At 49.3% G+C, this 22,051-nt stretch carries 15 protein-coding genes; 3 read left to right on the top strand and 12 right to left on the bottom strand.

The genetic code is table 11. The features are described 5' to 3' along the window. Nucleotides 1-64: 64 nt before the first annotated feature. From C9991_RS10970 to C9991_RS10960, 3 genes are all read right to left on the bottom strand, one after another. On the bottom strand, nt 65-697 hold the full coding sequence (locus C9991_RS10970; protein ID WP_106812542.1) for a trimeric intracellular cation channel family protein: 633 nt from the start codon (nt 695-697) through the stop codon (nt 65-67). Beyond that, nucleotides 694-1,653: a D-2-hydroxyacid dehydrogenase gene (locus C9991_RS10965; RefSeq protein ID WP_106812541.1), complete on the bottom strand. Its 960-nt coding sequence runs from the start codon at nt 1,651-1,653 to the stop codon at nt 694-696. The genes C9991_RS10970 and C9991_RS10965 overlap by 4 nt, the downstream gene beginning before the upstream one ends. Nucleotides 1,654-1,819: 166 nt before the next feature. Further along, complete coding sequence (locus C9991_RS10960; RefSeq protein WP_106812540.1) at nt 1,820-3,097, bottom strand: replication-associated recombination protein A; 1,278 nt, start codon at nt 3,095-3,097, stop codon at nt 1,820-1,822. A gap of 172 nt (nt 3,098-3,269) precedes the next feature. Here C9991_RS10960 and C9991_RS10955 point away from each other — a divergent pair, with 172 nt between their 5' ends. Continuing rightward, nucleotides 3,270-4,085 (top strand): hypothetical protein, encoded by an 816-nt coding sequence (locus C9991_RS10955; RefSeq protein ID WP_106812824.1) that lies wholly within the window; start codon nt 3,270-3,272, stop codon nt 4,083-4,085. A gap of 283 nt (nt 4,086-4,368) precedes the next feature. On the opposite strand, the gene C9991_RS10950 is transcribed toward C9991_RS10955, so the two are convergent. From C9991_RS10950 to dnaN, 6 genes are all read right to left on the bottom strand, one after another. Further along, the gene (locus C9991_RS10950; RefSeq protein WP_106812539.1) at nt 4,369-6,033 is read right to left on the bottom strand and encodes a tetratricopeptide repeat protein; all 1,665 of its coding nucleotides are present in this window, start codon (nt 6,031-6,033) and stop codon (nt 4,369-4,371) included. Between the two features lie 77 nt (nt 6,034-6,110). Beyond that, nucleotides 6,111-7,781 carry a DNA repair protein RecN gene (gene recN / locus C9991_RS10945; protein ID WP_106812538.1) on the bottom strand — a complete coding sequence of 557 codons (1,671 nt, stop codon included), beginning with the start codon at nt 7,779-7,781 and terminating at the stop codon, nt 6,111-6,113. Nucleotides 7,782-7,787: 6 nt separating this feature from the next. Further along, a complete protein-coding gene (porD, locus tag C9991_RS10940; RefSeq protein WP_106812823.1) occupies nt 7,788-8,666 on the bottom strand; it encodes a type IX secretion system protein PorD in 879 nt (292 codons plus the stop codon). A gap of 112 nt (nt 8,667-8,778) precedes the next feature. Then, complete coding sequence (gene coaBC, locus C9991_RS10935) at nt 8,779-9,987, bottom strand: bifunctional phosphopantothenoylcysteine decarboxylase/phosphopantothenate--cysteine ligase CoaBC (RefSeq protein WP_106812537.1); 1,209 nt, start codon at nt 9,985-9,987, stop codon at nt 8,779-8,781. A gap of 100 nt (nt 9,988-10,087) precedes the next feature. Further along, nucleotides 10,088-10,942, bottom strand: a complete 855-nt coding sequence (locus tag C9991_RS10930; protein ID WP_106812536.1) for a 3'-5' exonuclease — start codon at nt 10,940-10,942, stop codon at nt 10,088-10,090. 660 nt (nt 10,943-11,602) lie between these two features. Next, nucleotides 11,603-12,730, bottom strand: a complete 1,128-nt coding sequence (gene dnaN / locus C9991_RS10925; protein ID WP_106812535.1) for a DNA polymerase III subunit beta — start codon at nt 12,728-12,730, stop codon at nt 11,603-11,605. Between the two features lie 232 nt (nt 12,731-12,962). Between dnaN and C9991_RS10920 the strand changes: the two genes are divergently transcribed. Continuing rightward, nucleotides 12,963-13,361: a DUF3127 domain-containing protein gene (locus C9991_RS10920; RefSeq protein ID WP_106812534.1), complete on the top strand. Its 399-nt coding sequence runs from the start codon at nt 12,963-12,965 to the stop codon at nt 13,359-13,361. Between the two features lie 217 nt (nt 13,362-13,578). On the opposite strand, the gene C9991_RS10915 is transcribed toward C9991_RS10920, so the two are convergent. From C9991_RS10915 to C9991_RS10905, 3 genes are all read right to left on the bottom strand, one after another. Then, a complete protein-coding gene (locus C9991_RS10915) occupies nt 13,579-14,610 on the bottom strand; it encodes an alcohol dehydrogenase (RefSeq protein ID WP_106812533.1) in 1,032 nt (343 codons plus the stop codon). Between the two features lie 111 nt (nt 14,611-14,721). Further along, nucleotides 14,722-16,992 carry a TerD family protein gene (locus tag C9991_RS10910; RefSeq protein WP_106812532.1) on the bottom strand — a complete coding sequence of 757 codons (2,271 nt, stop codon included), beginning with the start codon at nt 16,990-16,992 and terminating at the stop codon, nt 14,722-14,724. A gap of 2,233 nt (nt 16,993-19,225) precedes the next feature. Then, nucleotides 19,226-19,615, bottom strand: a complete 390-nt coding sequence (locus C9991_RS10905) for a rhodanese-like domain-containing protein (RefSeq protein ID WP_106812531.1) — start codon at nt 19,613-19,615, stop codon at nt 19,226-19,228. A 156-nt stretch (nt 19,616-19,771) separates the two neighbouring features. Between C9991_RS10905 and tamL the strand changes: the two genes are divergently transcribed. Further along, entirely contained in the window at nt 19,772-22,027 is a 2,256-nt protein-coding gene (gene tamL / locus C9991_RS10900; protein ID WP_106812530.1) for a translocation and assembly module lipoprotein TamL, read from the top strand. The last annotated feature ends 24 nt before the right edge of the window (nt 22,028-22,051 follow it).

The raw sequence follows: 22,051 nt of genomic DNA, 5'->3' as shown, positions 1-22,051 counted from the left end.
CACATCCCCATTCAATAGGATAGGGATGTGGACGGTTGTTATGCGTAGGGCAAAATCAGTCTACTTATTCCTCGCCACGCAATACGGGCAGCGAGATGTGGTATTTGACGGCAAATATACGTATCAGCACGATGAGCACGAAGGCGATGATTACTGAGACGGTCATGTCGCATCCGCACTCTACCAGTCCCCAATAGGCGGCACCTCCAACGATGCTTGCCATGGCGTAAATCTCCTTCTTGAAGATTACTGGCACGTTGTTGAGGAGCACGTCGCGGATTACGCCGCCCGCCGAACCTGTGATTGTGCCCATGATGATGGCTACCCAGAAGGGATGTCCGCAATCTAACGTCTTCTGTAAGCCCGCTACCGTAAAGAGGGCAAGGCCTAAGGTGTCGAAGAAGAACCACGTGTTGTCCAGGCGCTTGAGCGAGTGAGCAAAGATGATGACGAACATCTGGGCTATGAGCGTACAGATGAGGTAGATGGAGGAGGTCATCCAAAAGGGTGTTACGCCTAACATCATATCGCGAAGTGTTCCGCCACCAATAGCAACCGCAATGCCGCAGACAAATCCGCCAAACCAGTCGAAATGCTTGGCTGCTGCGTGACGAATGCCTGAGATGGCAAAGGCAAAGGTTCCGAGAAACTCAATAACATTGAGTAATGGCTCGTAGAGCTCTTGGTGCGACATCATATATTGTTCACTACGTTTACGGGTTTACCACTAAGGAATGTTCGGATGTTCTCTTCGGCAATGGCCATAAGGCGCGTGCGTGCCTCTTTTGACGCCCAAGCTACGTGGGGTGTTATGAAGGCATTAGGCTCGAGGAACAGAGGATTGTCGGCAGCTGGTGGCTCCTGGCACATCACGTCGGCGCAATAGGCTGCCAAATGTCCGCTGTGTAGGGCTGCGGCCACATCTTCCTCGTTTACGAGCGGACCTCTGCCTGTATTTACCACGATGGCGCCCTTCTTCATTTTGCTGATGGTGGAGCTGTTGACCAACTGGTGTGTGTCGGGCGTTAGTGGGCAATGTAGCGAAATGATATCGCTATCAGAGAGTAGCTGGTCCATACTGGCCTTACGGATGTATTGTGGTAGTTGGTCGGCCTGCTTGCTTGTTAGGGCGATGACGTTCATGCCAAAGTCGGCAGCCAGACGCGCCACCTTCATGCCGATGTTGCCCAGGCCTACGATGCCGAGCGTCTTGCCCGCAAGCTCAATTAGGGGTAGGTCCCAATAGCAGAAGTCGGGGCAGCGGCTCCATTCGCCATCGTGCGAGGCACGTGCATAATGGTCTACGTGATTGGTAACGTTAAGAATGTGGGCGAAGGTCATTTGTGCCACGCTGTCGGTACTGTAGGCAGGAATGTTAGTTACGACAATTCCGCGCTTGCTGGCAGCTTGCAAGTCGACAACATTATAGCCTGTGGCAAGCACGCCAATATATTTGACATTAGGCAACTGGGCAATTGTGGCCTCGTCGAAAACAGTTTTGTTGGTAAGTACTATTTCGGCATCGCCAACATGGGCTATTACCTCTTCGGGAGCAGTACGCTTGTATACAGTAAGATTGCCAAACTGTTCTATCTGTTCCCACGACATGTCGCCAGGATTGACGCCGTTGCCATCCATTACTACGATTTTCATTTTAATATTCAGTTTTTTATATTTTATTAGTTTGTCTTGTTATTGATAGGGATGTTAGAGAAGTATCGTTGTACTACTGAGAGTACCTCTTTCTGGGTGCTTCAAATCTTCATCAGTCCCCAAATCTTCATTAATCCTTAAATCTTCATCAGTCCTTAAATCTTTATCAATTCTTAAATCTGTCGCCCCACAACTTAAGCATTTGCTGGTACGACTTTTCCTCGGCAGGCGAGTGTTGGGCGTGCCATATGCGCGTGTTGCCGTTAAGGGCATCGGGCATGTATTGCTGCTGTACAAAGTGGCCTGGATAGTCGTGAGCGTACTTGTAGCCGTCGTGATAGCCCAGGCTCTGCATAAGCTTTGTTGGGGCGTTGCGCAGATGGAGCGGAACAGGCTGGTTGCCAGTGCTACGTACCAATGCCAGAGCATCGTTTATGCCGTTATATGCAGAGTTGCTCTTGGGGCTTGTAGCCAGATAGACGGCAGCCTCGGCAAGCGGAATGCGTCCTTCGGGCCATCCGATCTTCATTACAGCGTCGAAGGCGGCATTGGCCAGAAGCAAGGCGTTAGGGTTGGCAAGTCCTATATCCTCGGCAGCCGAGATAACCAGTCGGCGGGCTATGAATTGCGGGTCTTCTCCTCCTTCAATCATGCGTGCCATCCAATAGAGCGTGGCGTCGGGGTCGGAGCCGCGTATCGACTTGATGAAGGCCGAGATGATGTCGTAATGCATCTCGCCGTCCTTATCGTAGGCAAGGGGGTTCTGCTGCAAACGGCTCTCCACAATCTTGTCGGTAATAACCACCTGTTCGTTGCCGTCGGCCTCGACAACAAGCTCCAGTATATTGAGAAGCTTGCGCGCGTCGCCTCCGCTATAGCGCAGTAAGGCACCCGACTCCTTGAGCTGTATGTTGCGCTTGCTTAGCTCTACATCTGATGTTATGGCGCGATTGACAAGGTCGAGTAGGTCGTCCTTCTCGAGCGGCTTGAGCACGTACAACTGGCAACGCGACAGCAAAGGGCGTATTACCTCGAACGACGGATTCTCGGTAGTGGCTCCGATAAGTGTGACGACGCCACGCTCCACGGCTCCGAGCAAGGAGTCTTGCTGCGACTTGGAGAATCGATGTATCTCGTCGATAAACAGGATGGGGGAGGCTGAATTGAAGAAGCGCCCACTCTTGGCCCGCTCAATCACGTCGCGCACATCCTTAACTCCGGATGTAACGGCGCTAAGGGTGTAGAAGGGCGTTTCGAGCTTGTTGGCAATGATCTGTGCCAACGTGGTCTTGCCTACTCCGGGAGGTCCCCATAATATAAACGACGATATGCGCCCCGCGTCAATCATCTTGCGCAAGACGGCACCCTCGCCAACCAAGTGTTTCTGCCCAACATAATCGTCGAGCGTGCGAGGTCTCATTCTTTCTGCTAAAGGTTCACTCATATATAGTCGCAAAATTAGAAAATATATGCGAATTACACAAAATTTTCTTTATCAAAACTTGGAAATTAGAACTAAAGTATATACTTTTGCAGCACATTAAAGGGAGGTGCACGTTTGAGGAATCGTGGCATTCTTCTCTATACTAATAATAATGACAATAAAACAACAATATATGAAACAACAGAAAGCTTTGACACTCAAAACGTTGACAAAAAGTAATGTATGGGAAGTTCAAGAGAACGATATCCTTAGAATGTGGGAAACAGCCGAGAAGGACGCGGACTTTAAGGACAACCGACGTCATTTTGTTGACGTGATACGCAGCGCTTTTGAAATAGAGGAGATAAAGATAGACAAACCTGTGGTTATACAGAAGTATGAGGACCGCGGATTTACCATTGCTTCGTTGCATATTACAGACAACGACTCGGGAAAGTATGGTATAAAGAAGCGCCCTATTATGCGCGTTACCGACCTTACCTACGAGAATATCCGTCATATTTCGGCTGCCAAGCTTATCGAGGTGCTCGACCGTAACTTTGGTGGTGGATGGGACTCGCTCTCGCAGAGCATACAGGACATTATAGAAAGCGGATTCGACATCAGCACAACAACACTTCCTAAGGACCGTCTGCACAAGCCAGGCGGCATGTACGAGAAGAAGGTGAATGATGGTTTCGAGGTGCTGGAGATTACTAAGGGCGCTTGGGTTGAGGCTATCTTTGCCAAGGAGAAGCCTGAGGTAGAGAAGCCAGTGGCCAAGGTTGACGACGACGATTTCCGCGACAAATACGACCGTGAGGACGACGAGGAGGACGACGAAGAAGAGGACTTGCCAGACGACAAGTATGGCGACGACGATGACGACGACGATACCTTCGACGAGGACAAGCTCACGGAGGAAAGTTATCGTACAACATTCGATACAGATCCAGAAGACCTTAACCTTGAGGCGGAGGATGTTACGGATGATGACGATAATTATTAAATTAGGATTGTAATCATGCCTTAAGGTGGTGGCCTTAAGGATATAAGGTTGGGCGCTTGGAGGGAGTGATCTTTCCAAGCGTTTTTTTTGTTGTTCTGTAGGATTGTTACTTTTATTTTTGAATACGAGTTATCGTAAATTTTCCACGAATAGAACACGAGTTATCGTAAATTAATCACGAATAGAACACGAGTTATCGTAAATTAACCACGAATTAACCATAAAACCAAATGGCTATTAACGATCACAATAAGTGATGATTAATAGCCATGAAAAATGTTGCTTATTTGCTTGAGTACTTCTTGATGTATTCGTCGCCACGCTTGTCGCCCAGTTCGGCAGCCTTCTTCAGGCACTCTATTGCTTCGGCCTTGCGCTTAAGAGCGTTTAGCGCCACACCCTTTATAACAAGAGCGTCGGTAGACTTTGGGTCCAGGTTAAGACATAGGTCGGCCGTCTTGACAGCATCCTCGAGCTTGTTGACGCGCAACTGAAGCGAAGCCAGCTCGGCAAGATAAGGCGGACGCATGTCTGGTTGGGCCACAACAGCAGCATGGGCTATGTCGTTAAGGGCCTGCTGATATTGGCGCAGATTAACCTCGCATGTGTAGCGAGTGTAGTAGAAGTCGGCAGACGCACGGCCTAACATCAGGGTGTCGTAGGTGTTGTAGTCGGCCAGGGCACCACGATAATCCTTCATGGCATCGCGCAAGTGGCCTCGTGTGAGGATGTAGGGAGCCGAAATCGTGGTAAGAGGTTGTGGACAACGTGCCACGCAACTATCGAGCAACACTAAAACCTGCTCGTTGGGCGCTCCAAGCTGGGTTTTGCATTGGGCAGCCTCGAAGAATATCTCGCTGTTGCAGATTGGCGTCTTTGTAAGAGCATCGAACATGTCGTAAGCCTTCTGATACTCGCCCTTGGTGTAAAGAATCTGTGCCATGCGATGCTGGTAGGCAGGTTGGGCGTCGAGCTTGTAAGCCTTTTCGGCCTCGTTGTAGGCGCGGTCTAATGTCCAGTCGTTGTAGAGCGAGTCGTTGCTGTAGACCAGTTTCTGATACATAACGCGCGAATATTCCGAGTGAGCCTCGGCCTTGTTGGTGGCCTGCTTCAAGGCAGTCTGCATTTGGCTGTCGGCTCCGGCATAGTCGCCATAATTCACGCGGCGCAAGGCGTCCATCGAATAGCCGTCCACATCGTGTGGAAACTGCGAGATGTAGTCGGAAATATAGCCGGCATACTTTGCCGAATCGCCCTTGTCGGCTGCAAACATCACCATAAGCTGAGCGTCCTTTTTATCGGCAGGTAGCTGCAAACGAATGCCCGAGCTGGTGTAGAGAGGGTTGTTGATGGTAAGCGCGTCGAACTTGAGCTGGGCTGCATAGCGGGCATCTACGGCGCTTGGGGCCGACTGGAACAATCCTACCAGCTCGCCGTTAGCATTTACCATAGCGCTACCCGGAATGCCCTGGCTGTCGCGGAAGGCAAGCACATAGTAGCCATACTTGTCCATAAATGTTTCCTGGCGCTCAATCTCGTATTGGGCTGCTGTAGGTTTCTTCTGCTCCGAGCCTACAAGCCAAAGCTTTGAGTCCTTGGGCATTAAGGCCTTGGCAAGGGTTGCGGCCTGAGCCTTCTGGGTGCCAACCTTAAAGCGGCAAACGTCGTAAATCTCGTTGGCTCCTATAAGTTTTTGTACGGGATAAGTCTTGCCGTTGAAGTCGGTTACTACAGCCGAGGCAGCCGACGATAAAGCCGACCACGAACCGATGGCCTCGCCGTCGGCCGTTACAAACACGCCACAAGTAGAACTCGTAGCGTTGCCGTTAGAGTCGTAGGCGGTAAGCTTGAAGGTCGATTTTGCCGCTTTCTTAACTTGTGCCGACTGGGCATTAACACTACACGCAGCAAGCAATAGAACGCATACTGATGTTAAAAAACGATTCATTTGTTTTTATTTGTTACTATTATTTTCTTTTTCTAAGGATTTTGTTTGAGGTTTCTTTTCTTTCCTTCTAAAAGTCTCTATTTCATTTTAAGCAACGTTTTGGCGTTGTCAATGGCAGCTTGCGAGATGTCGCTACCGCTAAGCATCTGCGCGATTTCGTTAACGCGTTGCTCGTCGTCAAGCTTGGTCATCGTGCTAACCGTTCCTTCGGCTGTCTCGTGCTTTGCCACCTTGTAATGGGTTGAGCCGAAAGCCGCAATCTGTGGCAGGTGAGTTATGCAGATTACTTGGCGATGAGCGTCGCCCATGTCGCGCATGATGTAAGCCATTTGCTCGGCCACACGTCCGCTTACGCCTGTGTCTATCTCGTCGAAGATGATTGTGGGCAGACCAATAGCCTTGCTTATCATGGCCTTAAGCGAGAGCATTACGCGGGCAATCTCGCCGCCCGATGCCACTTGAGCCACGGGCTGCATCTCTGTGCTTGAGTTGGCGCTAAACAAAAACAGCACCTTGTCGCCACCCGTTGGTCCGAGTGTGCCCTTCTTGATGTCCACCTTGAAGCGCACCTTAGGAATGCCCAGCGGTACAAGCAACTTGGACAGTTCGCCCTCAACCTCTATTGCCGCCTTTTGGCGCAGACTGGTCAAGACAGCGGCCTTCTGCTCGCATTTGGCCTTTAGAAGCTCCACTTGTTGTTCGAGTTCCTTAAGATGTTCGTCGCCATTGTCGATGTTGCTCAGCAGAGAGTCCAGCTCGTCGAGCTTCTCAATCAGTCCGCCAATATCGCTCACATGAAACTTCTGCTGCAAGGTATAGATAGTGTCCAGTCGCTCGGTAATCTCGTTAAAGCGTTGCGGGTCGAACTCAATGTCGTCCATCTTCGACGAAATCTCCTGGGCGATGTCCTTCAGCTCGATAAAGCAATTGTCAAGGCGTTCGGCCAGCTCGTTTGCGTCGGGATATATTTCCTCTATACCATGCAATTGCGAGGCCAGGCTGCGCGTTTCGTCAACTATGCCGTTGTCCTCGCCATCGAGCCGTTGGTCGGCCTCGTGCAGCACGCGCTTGATGTCCTCGGCATGGCTCATTATCTCGGCAGTCTGTTCAAGGGTCTCTTGCTCGTCGGCTTGCAGATTGGCGTCCTTCAGTTCCTTGTGCTGGAATCGCAGAAAGTCCTCGTTCTCGCGGTTGCGCTCTATTTGCAGCTTCAGGTCGTCAAGTTGTTTCTCGGCCTTGCGCCATTCGTCGTAGGCCAGCTTATAGTCGGCCATTTGTTGCTTGTCGCGTGCTATTATGTCCACCACGTTAAGCTGGAAGTCCTCCTTGTTTAGCAGCAGGTTCTGGTGCTGGCTGTGCACATCGATAAGCTGCTCGCCAAGTTCGCGTATTGTGGCAAGGTTCACAGGCGTGTCGTTAACGAAGGCTCGGCTCTTGCCGCTGGCGTTAAGCTCGCGTCGCAAGATGCACTCGTTGGGCTCGTAGTCGAGATCGTTGTTCACGAAGAAGTCCTTAAGCACGTCCGAGTGGTAGATGCTAAGGTCGAAGGTTGCCTCTATAATGCATTTGTCCTTGCCCTTCTTCACCTGCCTGGCGTCGGCTCGGTTGCCCAGCAACAGACCGATGGCACCAATGACAATACTCTTTCCGGCACCCGTCTCGCCCGTTATGACCGAGAACCCCGGGTAGAACTGCATTTGCAGATGGTCGATAAGAGTGAAATTCTTTATGTCGAGTGTTTTAAGCATATCAGTTTATTCTTTGATTTTATCCCATGCCGCATTTTGGCTTGCGTTAATGGCAAACAATATCTCGTAAACCTTTTCCTTCTCCTTTTGCGTGCCCTTACCTTTATATATATTGGCAAGCTCGTCGCGTTTGTAGTCGGTCCAAATCTGCGGCAGCAAGCTAAGGGGGCGGTCGTCGTGACATTTCTTCAGGTCGTTCTCTATGGCCGTAGACACGTTGGTACGTCCACGGTCCACGTTGGTCGACATCTCGTCCAGTCCCGTGCGATAGTAGTCGTACTGCAACTGTCTGAAGGGCTTCATGGCTCCGTCAAGATAGTCGTTGATGATGGCAAACCTGTTGCGGCTGTTGTCGAAGGCTTTCCATCCTGGGTAGTTCAGGTTCTGGGCGTTGTTGGTAAGGTTCATGCATTGTTGCAGCACGTCCTCGCCACCCATAGGCGCAAACGAGTCGAGGTTGATGCCTATGATCAGGTAGGCGTAGTAGCCAATGAGCGCCATAAGCTGGTTGTCAATCTGTTCCTCGTTGAACTGCAGCTGTTGAAACTGAGCGTACTCAAAGTTGAAGTCGTTGTCGGTATTGTTGTACAGCGTAGTGGTGTACGACGAGCCGTAAACGGGGCGGTTGGCCTGCACCACAGCCTTGCACGTGAAGACGTTGGTAGAGTTGTCGTACTTTGTAACCGTGATGTTGAAGTTGCAAGGTATGCGCTCGTTCTTCTGAAACTGCAGACTGGTCCATTGGTGCTCGTTGATAAATCGTGTCAGATTCTGCTCTATTTCTTCAAACACGCTGGCGTCTGTGCCCTGTATCTGCGAGTGGTTGATGGTTACCTTGGCGTTAAGCTCTTGTGCACGCACCTTGGTTATGCCCACCCAAGCCATTAGGGCAGGCACGATGACAGCAGCTTTAAGAAGTCGGTTTGTCATAATCAGTTAAGTTATTGAACCTTATTTTACTTCTACAATTTTATAAGAAAAAATCGGTTTTTTAAAATTATTTGCTTGAAACCACACGCTCCAGCTCGTCTACAATGTAGACAGCCGTTTGGGCCTTCGAACATTTTGGATATTCCTTCTTGTCGGAACGACTGATAATCTCAATCTGGTTGTCGTCGGTACGGAAGCATGTGCCCTTGTTCTGCAAGCTGTTCAGCACGATGAAGTCGGCATTCTTCTTTTCAAGTTTTCTCTGTGCGTTTGCCTCCTCGTCGTTGGTTTCCAGGGCAAAAGCCACAATTGTCTGCTCTGTGGTCTTAGCCTTGCCCAGGGCGGCAGCAATGTCGTGTGTTGGCGACAGGCGTATCACCATATCGTCGTCGCCACGCTTAATCTTCTTGTCGGCCACGTCGGCAGGGCGGAAGTCGGCAACGGCAGCCGACAGAATGGCTACGTCGCTTTGGGCGAATGTTGATGTTGCTGCGTTGTACATGTCCTCGCAACTCTCCACGTCGATACGGTTTACGCCCAGAGGAGTTTTAAGACTAACAGGACCAGCTACTAACGTTACGTTGGCGCCACGCTTCTGGCATTCCTCAGCAATGGCAAACCCCATCTTACCACTTGAATAGTTGCCTATAAAGCGCACGGGGTCAATCTTCTCGTATGTTGGGCCAGCCGTAATCATGATGTTCTTGCCCGAAAGGGGAGACGTGGCTGAGGCCTTGTCGAAGAAATCACTCACGTATTGGGCTATTACTGCCGGCTCCTCCATGCGTCCCTTGCCCTCGAGTCCGCTGGCAAGAAAACCGCTTGCCGGCTCAACAATATGGTTGCCGTACGACTGCAATGTGCGCAGATTGGCCTGTGTAGACGGATGTCGGTACATGTCGAGGTCCATAGCCGGAGCTATGAACACGGGCGCCTTCATCGACAGATAGGTTGTGATGAGCATGTTGTCGGCTATTCCGTGCGCCATCTTGCCTATTGTGCTTGCTGTACATGGAGCTACAACCATAGCGTCGGCCCACAATCCCAGGTCAACATGCGAGTTCCATGTGCCGTCGCGTTGCGAGAAAAACTCGCTCACCACGGGCTTGTGCGTAAGGGCCGAGAGCGTGATAGGAGTGATAAACTCCTTGCCAGCAGGCGTTATTACAACCTGAACCTCGGCTCCTTGCTTTACAAACTCGCGAATGAGTAGACACGACTTGTAGGCGGCTATTGAGCCTGTAATGCCTAATACAATTTTCTTGCCTTTTAGCATATAATAATATGTTTAGGCTGAAGACAAAATAAAAAGTCTCAGTTGAAAACAAAAAATATCCCAGTTGATAATTTACAGATTGTCCCCAGCCTCAATAATTTTACTGTTTGTTGAATCCTCTCAAGCGTATGCGCGTAAGCACCTGCTTGGTGTTGAAGGTAAAGTCGCCCGACATCATCCAGCTGTAGTAGCCTGGGTCCACGCGTAGCACCTCGTCCACGGCGCGTCCCTTGTACTTGCCAAAGTTGAATGCCTCGAATCGGCGTTCCTTGCCGTCCTTGTCGAGCAATGGTTTGCCGTCGGCACCTAACAAAGGTCGCCAAACAATACGTCCGGCAAAGTCTACATTGTCGTTCTGCTTGGAGAATTCGGCCAGGAAGTCCATGTCGTTCTCCAGCACGCGGTCGGGTTCTTCCTGCACGCCCGGTGCATACTTGTCGAGCTCGCCCATCAGCACTCTGTACGTTGCCTCAGTATCCTCGTCGGCACGATGTGCTGTAAAGTCTTCCTCCATCTTGCGTCCGCAATAGAATTTGTATGCGGCAGCCAGATTGCGTCGTTCCATCTTGTGGAAGATGGTTTGGGCGTCGATAAGTCGGCACTTCGAGAAGTCGAAGTCGATGCCTGCGCGCAGAAACTCCTCGGCAAGCATAGGGATGTCGAAATGGTTGGAGTTGTATCCGGCAAAGTCGCAATCCTTCATCTTCTCGCTAAGCTGCTGGGCCACATCCTTGAACGAAGGCGCGTCCTTCACGTCGTCGTTCGAGATGCCTGTCAGCTCAGTCACTTCTTGCGGAATGGGTTTGCAAGGGTTGATTAGTAGATTCTCGCGTTGCTCTTTGCCTCCGGGCAGCACCTTAATATACGAAATCTGTATAATGCGGTCGCGCACAAGGTCGAGTCCGGTAGTTTCGAGGTCGAAAACAATAAGGGGGCGTGTAATATTAAGTTTCATTTTTCGTTTTCGTTTTTAAACGATTTTTCGTGAGAGAGTGTCGACCGCCAGCCTTTTATAGTCAGCCCCGTCTAACACGCCCTCACGAAAAGATATAAATATTCTAATAATCCTTATTCTCTATTTATAGAATATAGATTTATCTGATAATTCTGATTCTTTCTCTTAGCAGCGTAGCCTCAGTAGAATCAGCATAATCCTTATTCTCTATTTATAGAATATAGATTTATCTGATAATTCTGATTCTTCCTCTTAGCAGCATAGCCTCAGTAAAATCAGCATAATCCTTATTCTCTATTTATAGAATATAGATTTATCTGATAATTCTGATTCTTCCTCTTAGCAGCGTAGCCTCAGTAAAATCAGCACAATCCTTATTCTCTATTTTTTATAGAATATAGATTTATCTGATAATTCTGATTCTCCTCTTAGCAGCGTAGCCTCAGTAAAATCAGCATAATCCTTATTCTCTATTTATAGAATATAGATTTATCTGATGATTCTGATTCTTCCTCTTAGCAGCGTAGCCTTAGTAAAATCAGCATAATCCTTATTCTCTATTTATAGAATATAGATTTATCTAATTATTTTTATTGTCAGTCAATCAGCATAATGTTGATTGTTGTCAAGCGCATGTGGCTTTTTTTGACGACAATTGTATTAGTCGTTCAGCAACATTGGCATAATAAGCATCAGGATGTCTTGCTCGTCGGGCTGTGTAGAAGGAACAATCACGCCAGCGCGACTTGGATCGGCAAGCTGAATTGTAACCTCGTCGCTCGCGAGGCTGTTCAGAATCTCGTAGATGGCGCTTCCCTTGAAACCAATGTCCATAGTGGCTCCTGCATAGTCGCAAGAGATACTCTCCTTGGCGCTTGTGGCAAAGTCGATGTCCTCGGCTGTAAGACGCAGCAATCCCTTTTCGATGTGGAAACGAACAAGCTGGCTGCTCTCGCTAGCAAATGGCAACACGCGCTTAAGGGCGCCCATAAGCGACTTGCGGTCGATGGTAAGGCAGTTGGTGTTGTTGTTTGGGATAACCGAGTTGTAGTTGGGGTAGCGACCCTCTATTAGGCGACATCTCAGCATTCCGTCGGCGTAGCGAATCTCGGCGCTGCGGGCGTCGAACTTTATTACCACGTCGCCCGAGTTTTTTGCCAGCACGCCCTTAAGCAGCTGGGCTGGTTTCTGTGGCAGAATGAACGATGCTGAGTTCTCATCGGCTGCGATAGAGAGTATGCGGTTGCGTACAAGCTTGTGGCCGTCGGTAGCCACAATAGTAAGGCTGTCGGCAGTAAGGTCGAAGTAGATGCCTCCCATTACCGGGCGAATCTCGTCCTGGGCTGTGGCAAACAGCGAGCGCGATATGTTGTCGGCCAGTAGGGTAGAGTCGATGCTTATGGATGTAAGGTTGTCCTCCATCTCGGCAGCCACGGGATAATCCTCGGCCGACTGAGCTGTGAAGTTGAACGAGCCGTTCTGGTAGTCAATCTCCAAGGCCAGGTCGTCCTCGTTTACGTTGAAGTTCAGGGGCTGTTCGGGCAGCTCTTTCACGGCATTAAGGATAATGCGGTTGGAGATGGCAAAGCGTCCCTCGCCGTTGCACTCGTCAAGCTCGATGGTCGACTGCATGACATTCTCGTTGTCGCTGGCTGTAACCGTGAGCACGTTGTTGGCCACCTCGAAGAGGAAGCAGTCCAATATACTGATTGAATTCTTGCTGTTTATAACTCTTGCAAGAGTCTGAAGGCGCGCGTTGAGCGTTCCGCTGGATAATGTGAATTGCATTATATTCTGATTTTAACGTTACTATATGCAAAGTTAGTTATTTTCGTGACTAAAACAACCAACTCTCTCACAAAAATACTAAAAAAACTTTGTGGCACACAAAAAGGCGGTTAAAAGTTTCTGATTTTAATACAAATTTATTAATTTCGCACATTGGTTCCGTTGCCTGAGCAATAAGGGGCGGAAGCACAATAAGTATTTATCACACTTTTAAATATACAATATTCAAGCAATGGAATTACAAGGAAAGATTATTGCCGTTTTGCCAGAAAGAAGCGGAGTATCCGCACGTGGCGAGTGGAAAACACAGGACTATGTCCTCGAGACTCACGACGCTTATCCTAAGAAGATGGTGTTTAATGTTTTTGGCGCCGACCGCATTAGCCGTTTCAATATACAGGCAGGCCAGGAAGTAACTGTGTCGTTCGATATCGATGCTCACGAGTATCAGGGCCGCTGGTACAACAGCATCCGCGCATTCGACGTGCGCTTGGTTGATCCAGCAACTGTTGGTGCCCAGCCTGGTGTTGTGCCTGGTAGCGCCTTTGGACCGGCTCCCGAGGCTCCTGCACAGCCAGCTGCCCAGCCAGCCGCTGCTGCTGAGGACAAGGTTGACGACCTGCCATTCTAAGCCCCATAACGGCCAAGAACAAACAACGGCCTCGAAGAATGCTTGCCTCTTAAGGTACAAGCATTTTTCGAGGCCGTTTTTTTAGCAAAAGAGTAAAAAGTTCCCTTAACATATGGATTTTTCACTTTTCCCTTTTCACTCTTCACTTTTCTCTCTTCACTCTTCACTCTTCCCTTAACACATGGATTTTTCACTCTTCACTTTTCACTTTTCCCTTTTAATAAATCGCAATCTTTATTACTCCATCCTCCTTGTTCTCAAATATGCGGTAGGCCTCCTCAATCTGGCTTAGCGGAAATCTGTGTGTGATTAGTGGGGTAGTGTCTATCTTGTCTTGTTCAATAAGGTGCAGCACCTCCTCGCAGTCGCATCCGTCCACTCCGCCCGTCTTGAACGTAAGGTTCTTGCCGTACATGTCGGGTAGGGGCAATACTTGGGGCTCGTTGTACAGGGCCACAACCGTAACTATGGCATTAGGGCGTGCACATTGCCAAGCCAGCTGGAATGTGTCCTTGGCTCCAGCCACCTCAATCACGCGGTCGGCCCCGCCATGGTCGCTGTGGCTCACAACAAAGTCGCGGCACTCGTTGGGTGTGGTAGTCAGCACATCGGGATAATGTTCGTTAACAAAGTTGCGTCGCTCCTCCGATGGCTCGCACACGATGATGCGCTTGGGTTGCTTAAGCATAACGCACAGCAGAGTGCAGATGCCCGTAGGACCGGCGCCAATAATCAAAACCGTGTCCTCCTCGGTTATCTCGCTTATGCGTGCAGCCCAAAAGCCCGTGGCAAGCACATCGCCCACAAACAGAGCCTGCTCGTCGGTAACGCGGTCTGGAATGTGGTTTAGGCCTTGCGTAGCCAGCGGCACACGCACATACTCGGTCTGTCCGCCGTCGATGCGGCAGCCCAGCGCCCAACCACCATCAGCCGACGTGCAGTTGTTCACGTAGCCATGCTTGCAGTAGAAGCACTCACCGCAGAATGTCTCCACGTTTACGGTAACGCGGTCGCCCGGCTTTACGCCCCTCACGTCGCTTCCCGTTTGTTCCACCACGCCCACCATCTCGTGTCCCACCGTAATACCCGGCACAGCCCTGGGCACGCTGCCATGCTTGATGTGCAGGTCGCTTGTGCATATGCTGCTAAGTGTCACGCGCACAATGGCGTCGGTCGTTTCCTTCAACTCAGGCTTCGGCTTGTCTGTCAAGGCAAACTTGCCCTTCTCGATGTATGTGTAAGCTTTCATATGTTGTTGATTTGTTTTAGTTTTCATTCTTCTAATGACAGCTCGTTTATCTCTTTTGTTTTCATCTTTCTTAATCCACAAAAACTGAGTTAATGATATTTCTATCTCGATTCATCCCTCCTGGTTCAGCAGTCTCGTCACATCAGCCGGGTTCAACGCCCATTCGTATGTGTACGCCTCGTCGGCCTCTTGGGCCGTAGCTGCTGGTTCCAGATTCTGTGCCATAGCCTTCCAGTCGAGTAGCTCGCCTATTGTCAGCTTTGCCTCAAGCTTGCTTAGCAAGGCCTCTACCGACATGCTGTCGGCTCCTCGTATAGTCTGCGATGTGAACGGCATTTCCAGCCAAACAATCTCGCGTTTCTCTACGTCGAGCACGCCAAACACCAATCCTTTGCTCAGGTTGCTCTCGCTTATCCTTACCATGTGCTGCACACACGAGGGGTCGTAGGCCACGCCCGTCTCCTCGGAAAGTTGCATGGGGTAGGCCGAGTCCATCCATCCCACCACAAGATTGGGCGAGAGCGTGCCGCACGAGTAGGCGTTGCACGTGAACATAACGTACTTGGCTTTGGCCGCCAACAGATCGGGCATTGACAGCTCTATGTATTCTGCCGTGCCCACCATCTCGGGTATCGAGCGAATGTCGCCCGAATGTTTTGCGCCTACGCAACTAAGGTTGTAAAAGGCGCACTCGGCCGTAGTGTAGTTGTCAAATGTTATGCGGCAACTCAAGTCCATGTCGAGCGGTTGGGCGTGCAATCCCTTACCCCATTGCAAGAAGAGGCGCACGGCGTCGCCCTCCACCTTGAATCGTGTTCCCATCAAGGCGCACGACGTGTCTTGTATTGTCGTGGCTCTGTCGCCCACGCCAACGGGTATTTTGTACAAGGCGGGGTCGATGTATATGGTCTTGGCTTCCGTCTTCTTGGCTGCAAATCTTCTCACCATCGACTCCTTGTATACGTCCATCACGTCGCTTGCCATCTTCTGTCTTTCCGTCTCGTTGTACAGAGCAAGCAGCTTGTTGGGCTCAATGCTTACGGCTCCGCCCGTGATGGGTCGGGCCAGGCGCGTTGCGTTTAAATCGAAGTAGCTCTCGGCAGCATTGCCCAGCGACAGCAGCAGACGGGCAGGCAACTTGTCGGCAACCTCGTCGAATGCTGCCAGCACCCTCTTGCTGCCAAAGCGCAGCATTGTTGCAAACAGACTGCGTGCAAACAGTCCAGGGCGCTCCTTTAGCAAGTCAAGCGTCTTGTCGGCGTCGTTCTCTATACGAGCTTTGTCCACACGTCCCTGCCATGTAGAATAGCTCTGGTTGTAGAACACGTTTATTATCTCGGCAAGATGCTCCATGCCCTTCTTGCGCGAGTATTCGCCCATGCGCAAGGCTCTAATCATGCGCACCCACATGCCTCGCTTGGGGTTCATGTTTTCGGCAGCCTGACGGGCTGTCATGGGCAGCGAGTTCATCCAAAGTGCCACGCGCAAGCAAGCCTTGCGGTTGTACTTCAGTTTCAGCTTCTGCTTCATTTTCACGGCAGCGTCGGCACCCATGTTCAGCGGACCAAATACGTGGTAGTACATCCTTCTGGCGTGGGCCACGAGCGTCTTGGGTTCGACAATCTGCACCAGCCCCGTCTTCTCGTACCACAGATAACGCAGAATATCGGTAGGAGTCTTGAGCAAGGCAGCAGCCTCCTTAGTCTTGTCGTGGCTTATTAGGGTCTTAACCACGAGCATGGCGGTTTCCTTCATCGCCACCTGCACATCCTCGGGCAGAGAGAATTCTGTGAGCAGCTTTTCGAGCGAGTCCTTTTGGGTGGCGTCCAATGGTGTGGGCGACGCGAGTAGCGACGCAAACACGTTCTGCATGTCCTTGTTGGTAAACAGACGCAGCTCCTTCAGCTTGCTGCCCTGACCCTTGTACACAAAGTTGGCTGTACGAAACGGGGTTCCGCAGAACGGACAACCGTTGTATCGTTCCAGGGGGAAAGTGCCTTCTGGGATAAAGTGGCAGCATCTTAATGTTGTGCCCTTGAATCCCGCCTTCTTGCCTCCCAGCAGATTGGTGAACAACGTAAGCAGATGGTCGACTCTATTCTCGCCCGTGGGCACGTTCCACTTCTTTACCAGCGGAGCCCAATTTAGGTTTACGCCCATCACGTTGTTGATGCACTTTGTTATTTCGGCAAGTGTGTCGGCAGACACGTTGTTGAGCGCATGCAGCAGTTCCTCGCTCAGGCTGAACCCGTTCTCCTTCAGTCGGGCCACAAGTGCCATAACCGGAGCCGTAGCTTCAGAGTTTAGGTTGATGTCCTCGCGGCGGATGTCGAGGTACAGAGCGCGGTAACGCAGGGCAACAGTTGTTAAAGTATTGTTCATATCGAGTAATGATTTAGAAGGTAATTGAGATACTTTTTGTGATAATTCGGCTTAGCACAAAAGCTAGCCGCAGATTGATCTTGAAGTAAGCATCTCTTGGACCTTTTTTGGGGGGAGAAGAAGGAAATTACAATCCTCTGCTACACCTATCGGCACGTACCTCCACGGTTGTGGGTTTTCAGGTACGTTATGCTCTTTGGAGTAAGGACTGTTTGGTCCTTCTTCTTTTGCAAAGTTATAAATTTACTGTGCATTCTATCTTCATAATTGGAAAAATTTTTTAAGTTAAACGATATTTTCTTTGTCAAAGGCCAGTCTAAAGGCTGTATCTCTTGTCTTTCGTGCGGCAATTGGCTTCGGCAGATTCGAATATTCGTGTGGCGGCTCTCGAATATTCGTTAAGTGAAAAGTGAAGAGTGAAGAATCCATGTGTTAAGGGAAAAGTGAGGTTTTGGAGGCTATGGCGCCCTCGCCATAGCATAATCTGCACAAGTATGTTGGCTTTGGAGGCTATGTGCCTCGCTATAGCATAAGCAGCATGTCGTCATGAATATGTGAGTAAGAGTGGCTGCTTAGGGTAAGGCAGAGCGTGGTAGGGCGGGGCGCCCTACCCTCCAAATTGTGTTACCTAAATCTTTTAGTGACGAACCAAGATCGTTGTTAAGCGAAGGGTTAAGAGCGAAGATTGAAGAATCCATGTGCTAAAAGTTTTAAAAGTGAAAAATTCATTTGTTGAGTTATGATTTAATCAAGAAGCAAGCGGATTATTCAAATTCTTCACTTTCAAAAACATCACTTTCCACCTTCTGATTCCACTTGCTTGAAATCTATTGCAAAGATACAAAAAATTATGGCAACAACAAAATAGTTAAGAGAAAAAAGGTTCATCACTCCATATTCCGTATGAACCTATAAGTAGCGGAGGTCTCCGGCCTCCGCAGTACCAAGTCGAATACAAATCATCATTACACTAATAATAGAGTTTTTATCATTGATTGCTGCGGAGGCCGGAGACCTCCGCTACTATACTCACTCCAAATTCCGGATGAACCTAAATTCAGTCATTTTCAGTCATTAGTCATTTAGTCATTTTCAAAAAAATAGTGTGTCACAACCTCTATATAATTATATATATAATTATATAGGCATAATTTCACACTTTCAAAATCGAAAATGACTAAATGACTAATGACTGAAAATGACTACTTGGTAAGTGGGTTTTTATTGTAACTTATTGCTTTACTGTAAGTTAGATATCATTCCAAGTCTCGTTCCACAGCTCGCCAACTCACTTTTCTTCTCCATTATCGCTCCGCCAACAAGGAATTATGCCTAAAAAGTGCCGATTTTGGGCGATTTTTACAGCTAAAAATTGGGGAATATGAGGGAAAATATACCATTTGTAGGGTACTTGTAATACAAAAATAACGACTAAAACATGCTAAAAAAACAATTTTCCATAAATAAAATCGGGGTGGAAAATTGAGGAATAAGATTTAATCAAGTCTCATAATGTGCTGATTAAAGGGCTGTTATCGTTGTCCGTAGCAGCAATGATGGCTGTCCTTTTCGTGTGTTCTATCGTGGGTTGCACAACGGATTTTGCTGCTGAACACCCCCCAAAAACGCCTGACGATGCTGCAAAATTGACAAATTCTCGCATCGATTCCACCAAAAATAAGGGTGGAAACGGCAATCTCCGGCCTCCGCAGCACCAAGTCGAATACAAATCATCATTAATAGTTTGTATAATTGATTGCTGCGGAGGCCGGAGACCTCCGCTACTTATAGGTTCATGACGACGCTAAACAACATGCTACTGCAAGCCCAGAATTACAACAACATTATAATAATAAATTATTATTATCACTCCATATTCCGGATGAACCAAATTTTTTTATCGAGGACCTCAGTTCAACAGAGCCCCTCTCCGTGTTTGTAATAAGTGAAATTGCAGATGGAGTCAGTTGAACCGACCCCATCTCAACCATACAACGTTCTTCTGTGTTACGGACGATTGTTATGGAGAATTAAGTCTTAGATTGGGTAGGTTTAATCCTCCAAATGTTGAAAGGAGTTGGTTTCAACCCAACCCCTTATATATTGAGGTGTCCATTCAATGTGCATCCCTCAGGACAGGCTACAGGTTCATGGCCTTGCCTTCCATTATCTTTATGGTTTCTACAAACTGATGGCTCATGATGTTTTCTTTATTAAAAAAACTGCCGCAAGCTTATTTTACCACCTTCTTGCCGGCAGCCACCCATCCCTGGTATCCGTTGTCCAGCTCCACTACCTTGTAGCCGTTGTGTACCAGTATGTTGGCGGCATTCTTGCTGCGCTTTCCGCTACGGCAATTCACGGCTATCAGTCTGTTCTTTGGCAGCGAGGCTACGGCCTTTTGCTCAAAGTCGGGCTTAAGCACGTCGATGTTCACGGCCTTGTAGATGTGGCCCTCGGCAAACTCGGCCGCGGTACGCACGTCGAGACGTACAACCGAGGTGTCGGCAATCGTTTGCTCGTAGGCTTCTACCGACAGACTCTCGTAGCTGTTGGTTTGGGCGTGGCACGCTAATAGGCCACAGAGCATGGTGGCGATGCACAGAATTCTATTTTTCTTCATTTGTTTTCTTGTTTTTTGTGATACAATGGGCGGGCAGACCCACCCGGAAATAATTAAAAAACAAAGGTACACATTTTATGTGAAACGTTAGTATGTTTGATAAAAAATGTGTATCTTTGCATAAACTTAAGATAAGCTTAGTCTAAAGAATTATCAATGGGTATAATAAATAAAACAAATTACAAAATACTTACATTTCGACATCTGTGTACTGTTGTTCTGGTGGGATTGGTGGCCATAAACTTGTCATGCTCGTCGACAAAGTGTGTTCCCGAGGGACAGCATCTGTTGAAGGGCAACAGCGTGGTGAATATGGAGGCTCAAGACGGCAAGGGCTTCAAGGCTTCGCAGCTTGTGCCTTACATGCGGCAGAATCCTAATTCGCGCTGGTTCTCGGTGCTTAACATTCCGCTTTACATATACAACCTTTCGGGTAGCGACTCTACGAAATGGTCGAACAGAATGTTGCGCCGATTGGGCGAGGCGCCCGTTGTGTACGACTCCTTGGAAATGCGAAAGACGTGCCTGGAGATGCAGAACGCCATGCACTCGTTTGGATATTTCGACGCATCGGTAACGAGCGAGGCCAAGACCAAGGGCAAGAAGTGCGTGGTGGAGTATAAAGTGTGGCCGGGCAGAAAGTATAAAATCGATTCGGTTAGATATGATATCGAGGACGACTCGATACGTGTGCTGCTCGACGAGAGGATGCACAGACGCAGGGGTCTGAAGAGGGGAATGGACTTCTCGTCGGCCAACCTTGACGCCGAGCGCAAGCGGATATCGCAAACGCTGAACGACCTGGGCTACTACAAGTTCAACAAGGACTTTATCCACTACGAGGCCGACTCAACGGGCAAGCAAGGTAGCGTGGACGTGGTGCTGCACCTGATGAAGTACAGGGCATCGAACAACAGCCAGGAAACCAACCACAAGAAGTACATTGTTAGCGACATTTCGTACAGAAGCAACGACGGGACCACAATCCCCATACGTCCCAAGGTGCTCGAGAACAACACTTCGATAAAGAAGGGCAAGCCCTTTAGCTCGGCCGACTTGCAGAAAACCTACAACAATTTCTCGCAGCTGCAGGCCGTGAGGTTTACAAGTATAAGGTTTGACGAGCGACCCGACACGTCGCTACTCGACTGCAACGTGTTTGTGAGCACACGCAAGCCCAACACCATATCGTTTCAGCCAGAGGGTACCAACACGGCTGGCGACTTTGGAGCGGCTGCCTCGCTAACCTTTACCAACAACAACATCTTCCGCGGTAGCGAGCAGCTGAGCATACAGCTGCGTGGAGCCTACGAGGCCATAACGGGCCTGGAGGGCTACCAGAACAAGAACTACAACGAGTACAACGTTGAGGCCAAGCTCTCGTTTCCGCGCATCATAGCCCCGTTTGTGTCGGGCAGACTCAACAAGATTGCAAGCATGCGCTCGGAGCTGTTGGTGAGCTACAATCTGCAGAATCGCCCCGAGTTTCACCGCCGTGTGTTTACATCGGCGTGGCGATACTACTGGAAGTCGACAAACGGACGCTACTCGTACCGATTCGACTTTATGGACCTTAACTATGTTCATATGCCATGGATTTCGGCTACGTTCAAGAAGGAGTATCTGGACGATGTGTCCAACCGCAACTCTATCCTAAGGTACAACTACGAGGACTTGTTTATACTTAAGACGGGTCTTAACTTTGCCTACACCAAGAGCAGCCATGCTGTACGCGCCAATTTTGAGCTAGGAGGCAATCTGCTTAACGGCATCTCGCGCGTGCTGAACCTTAAGAAGAACGCCGACGGACAGTACACGCTCTTCAATATAGCTTACGCCCAATACGTAAAGGGCGACTTCGACTTTACACAACTGGTGGAGTTTGACAGCAAGAACACGCTTGCCCTACATTTCGGTATGGGTATTGCCTATCCATACGGCAACAGCAATATTCTGCCCTTCGAGAAGCGATATTTCTCGGGTGGAGCCAACTCGGTTAGAGGATGGAACGTGCGCGAACTGGGACCAGGAACGTTTAAGGGAACTGACGGACGCATTGACTTTATCAACCAGACGGGCGACATGAAGCTGGACCTGAACATGGAGCTTAGAACTTATCTGTTCTGGAAGTTTAATGGAGCCCTGTTTGTTGATGCTGGCAATATATGGACGCTCAAGAACTATAAGGACCAACCGGGCGGACAGTTCAAGATAGACGAGTTTTACAAGCAGATTGCCGTGGCTTATGGTCTGGGCCTAAGATTGAACTTCGACTACTTTGTTATGCGATTCGACTTGGGCATGAAGGCTATAAACCCCGCCTACTATAACAAAAGGGACCATTTCCCTATCGCCAACCCGAGGTTCGGACGCGATAGCTCGTTCCACTTTGCCGTGGGATTGCCGTTCTAATTATCTGACATTAATGATTTAGGA

The sequence above is a fragment of the Prevotella merdae genome (assembly GCF_900290275.1).
GTDB lineage: Bacteria > Bacteroidota > Bacteroidia > Bacteroidales > Bacteroidaceae > Prevotella > Prevotella merdae.
Note: the sequence above shows the minus strand (reverse complement) of the source record. Positions and strands in the feature narration are given on the sequence as shown.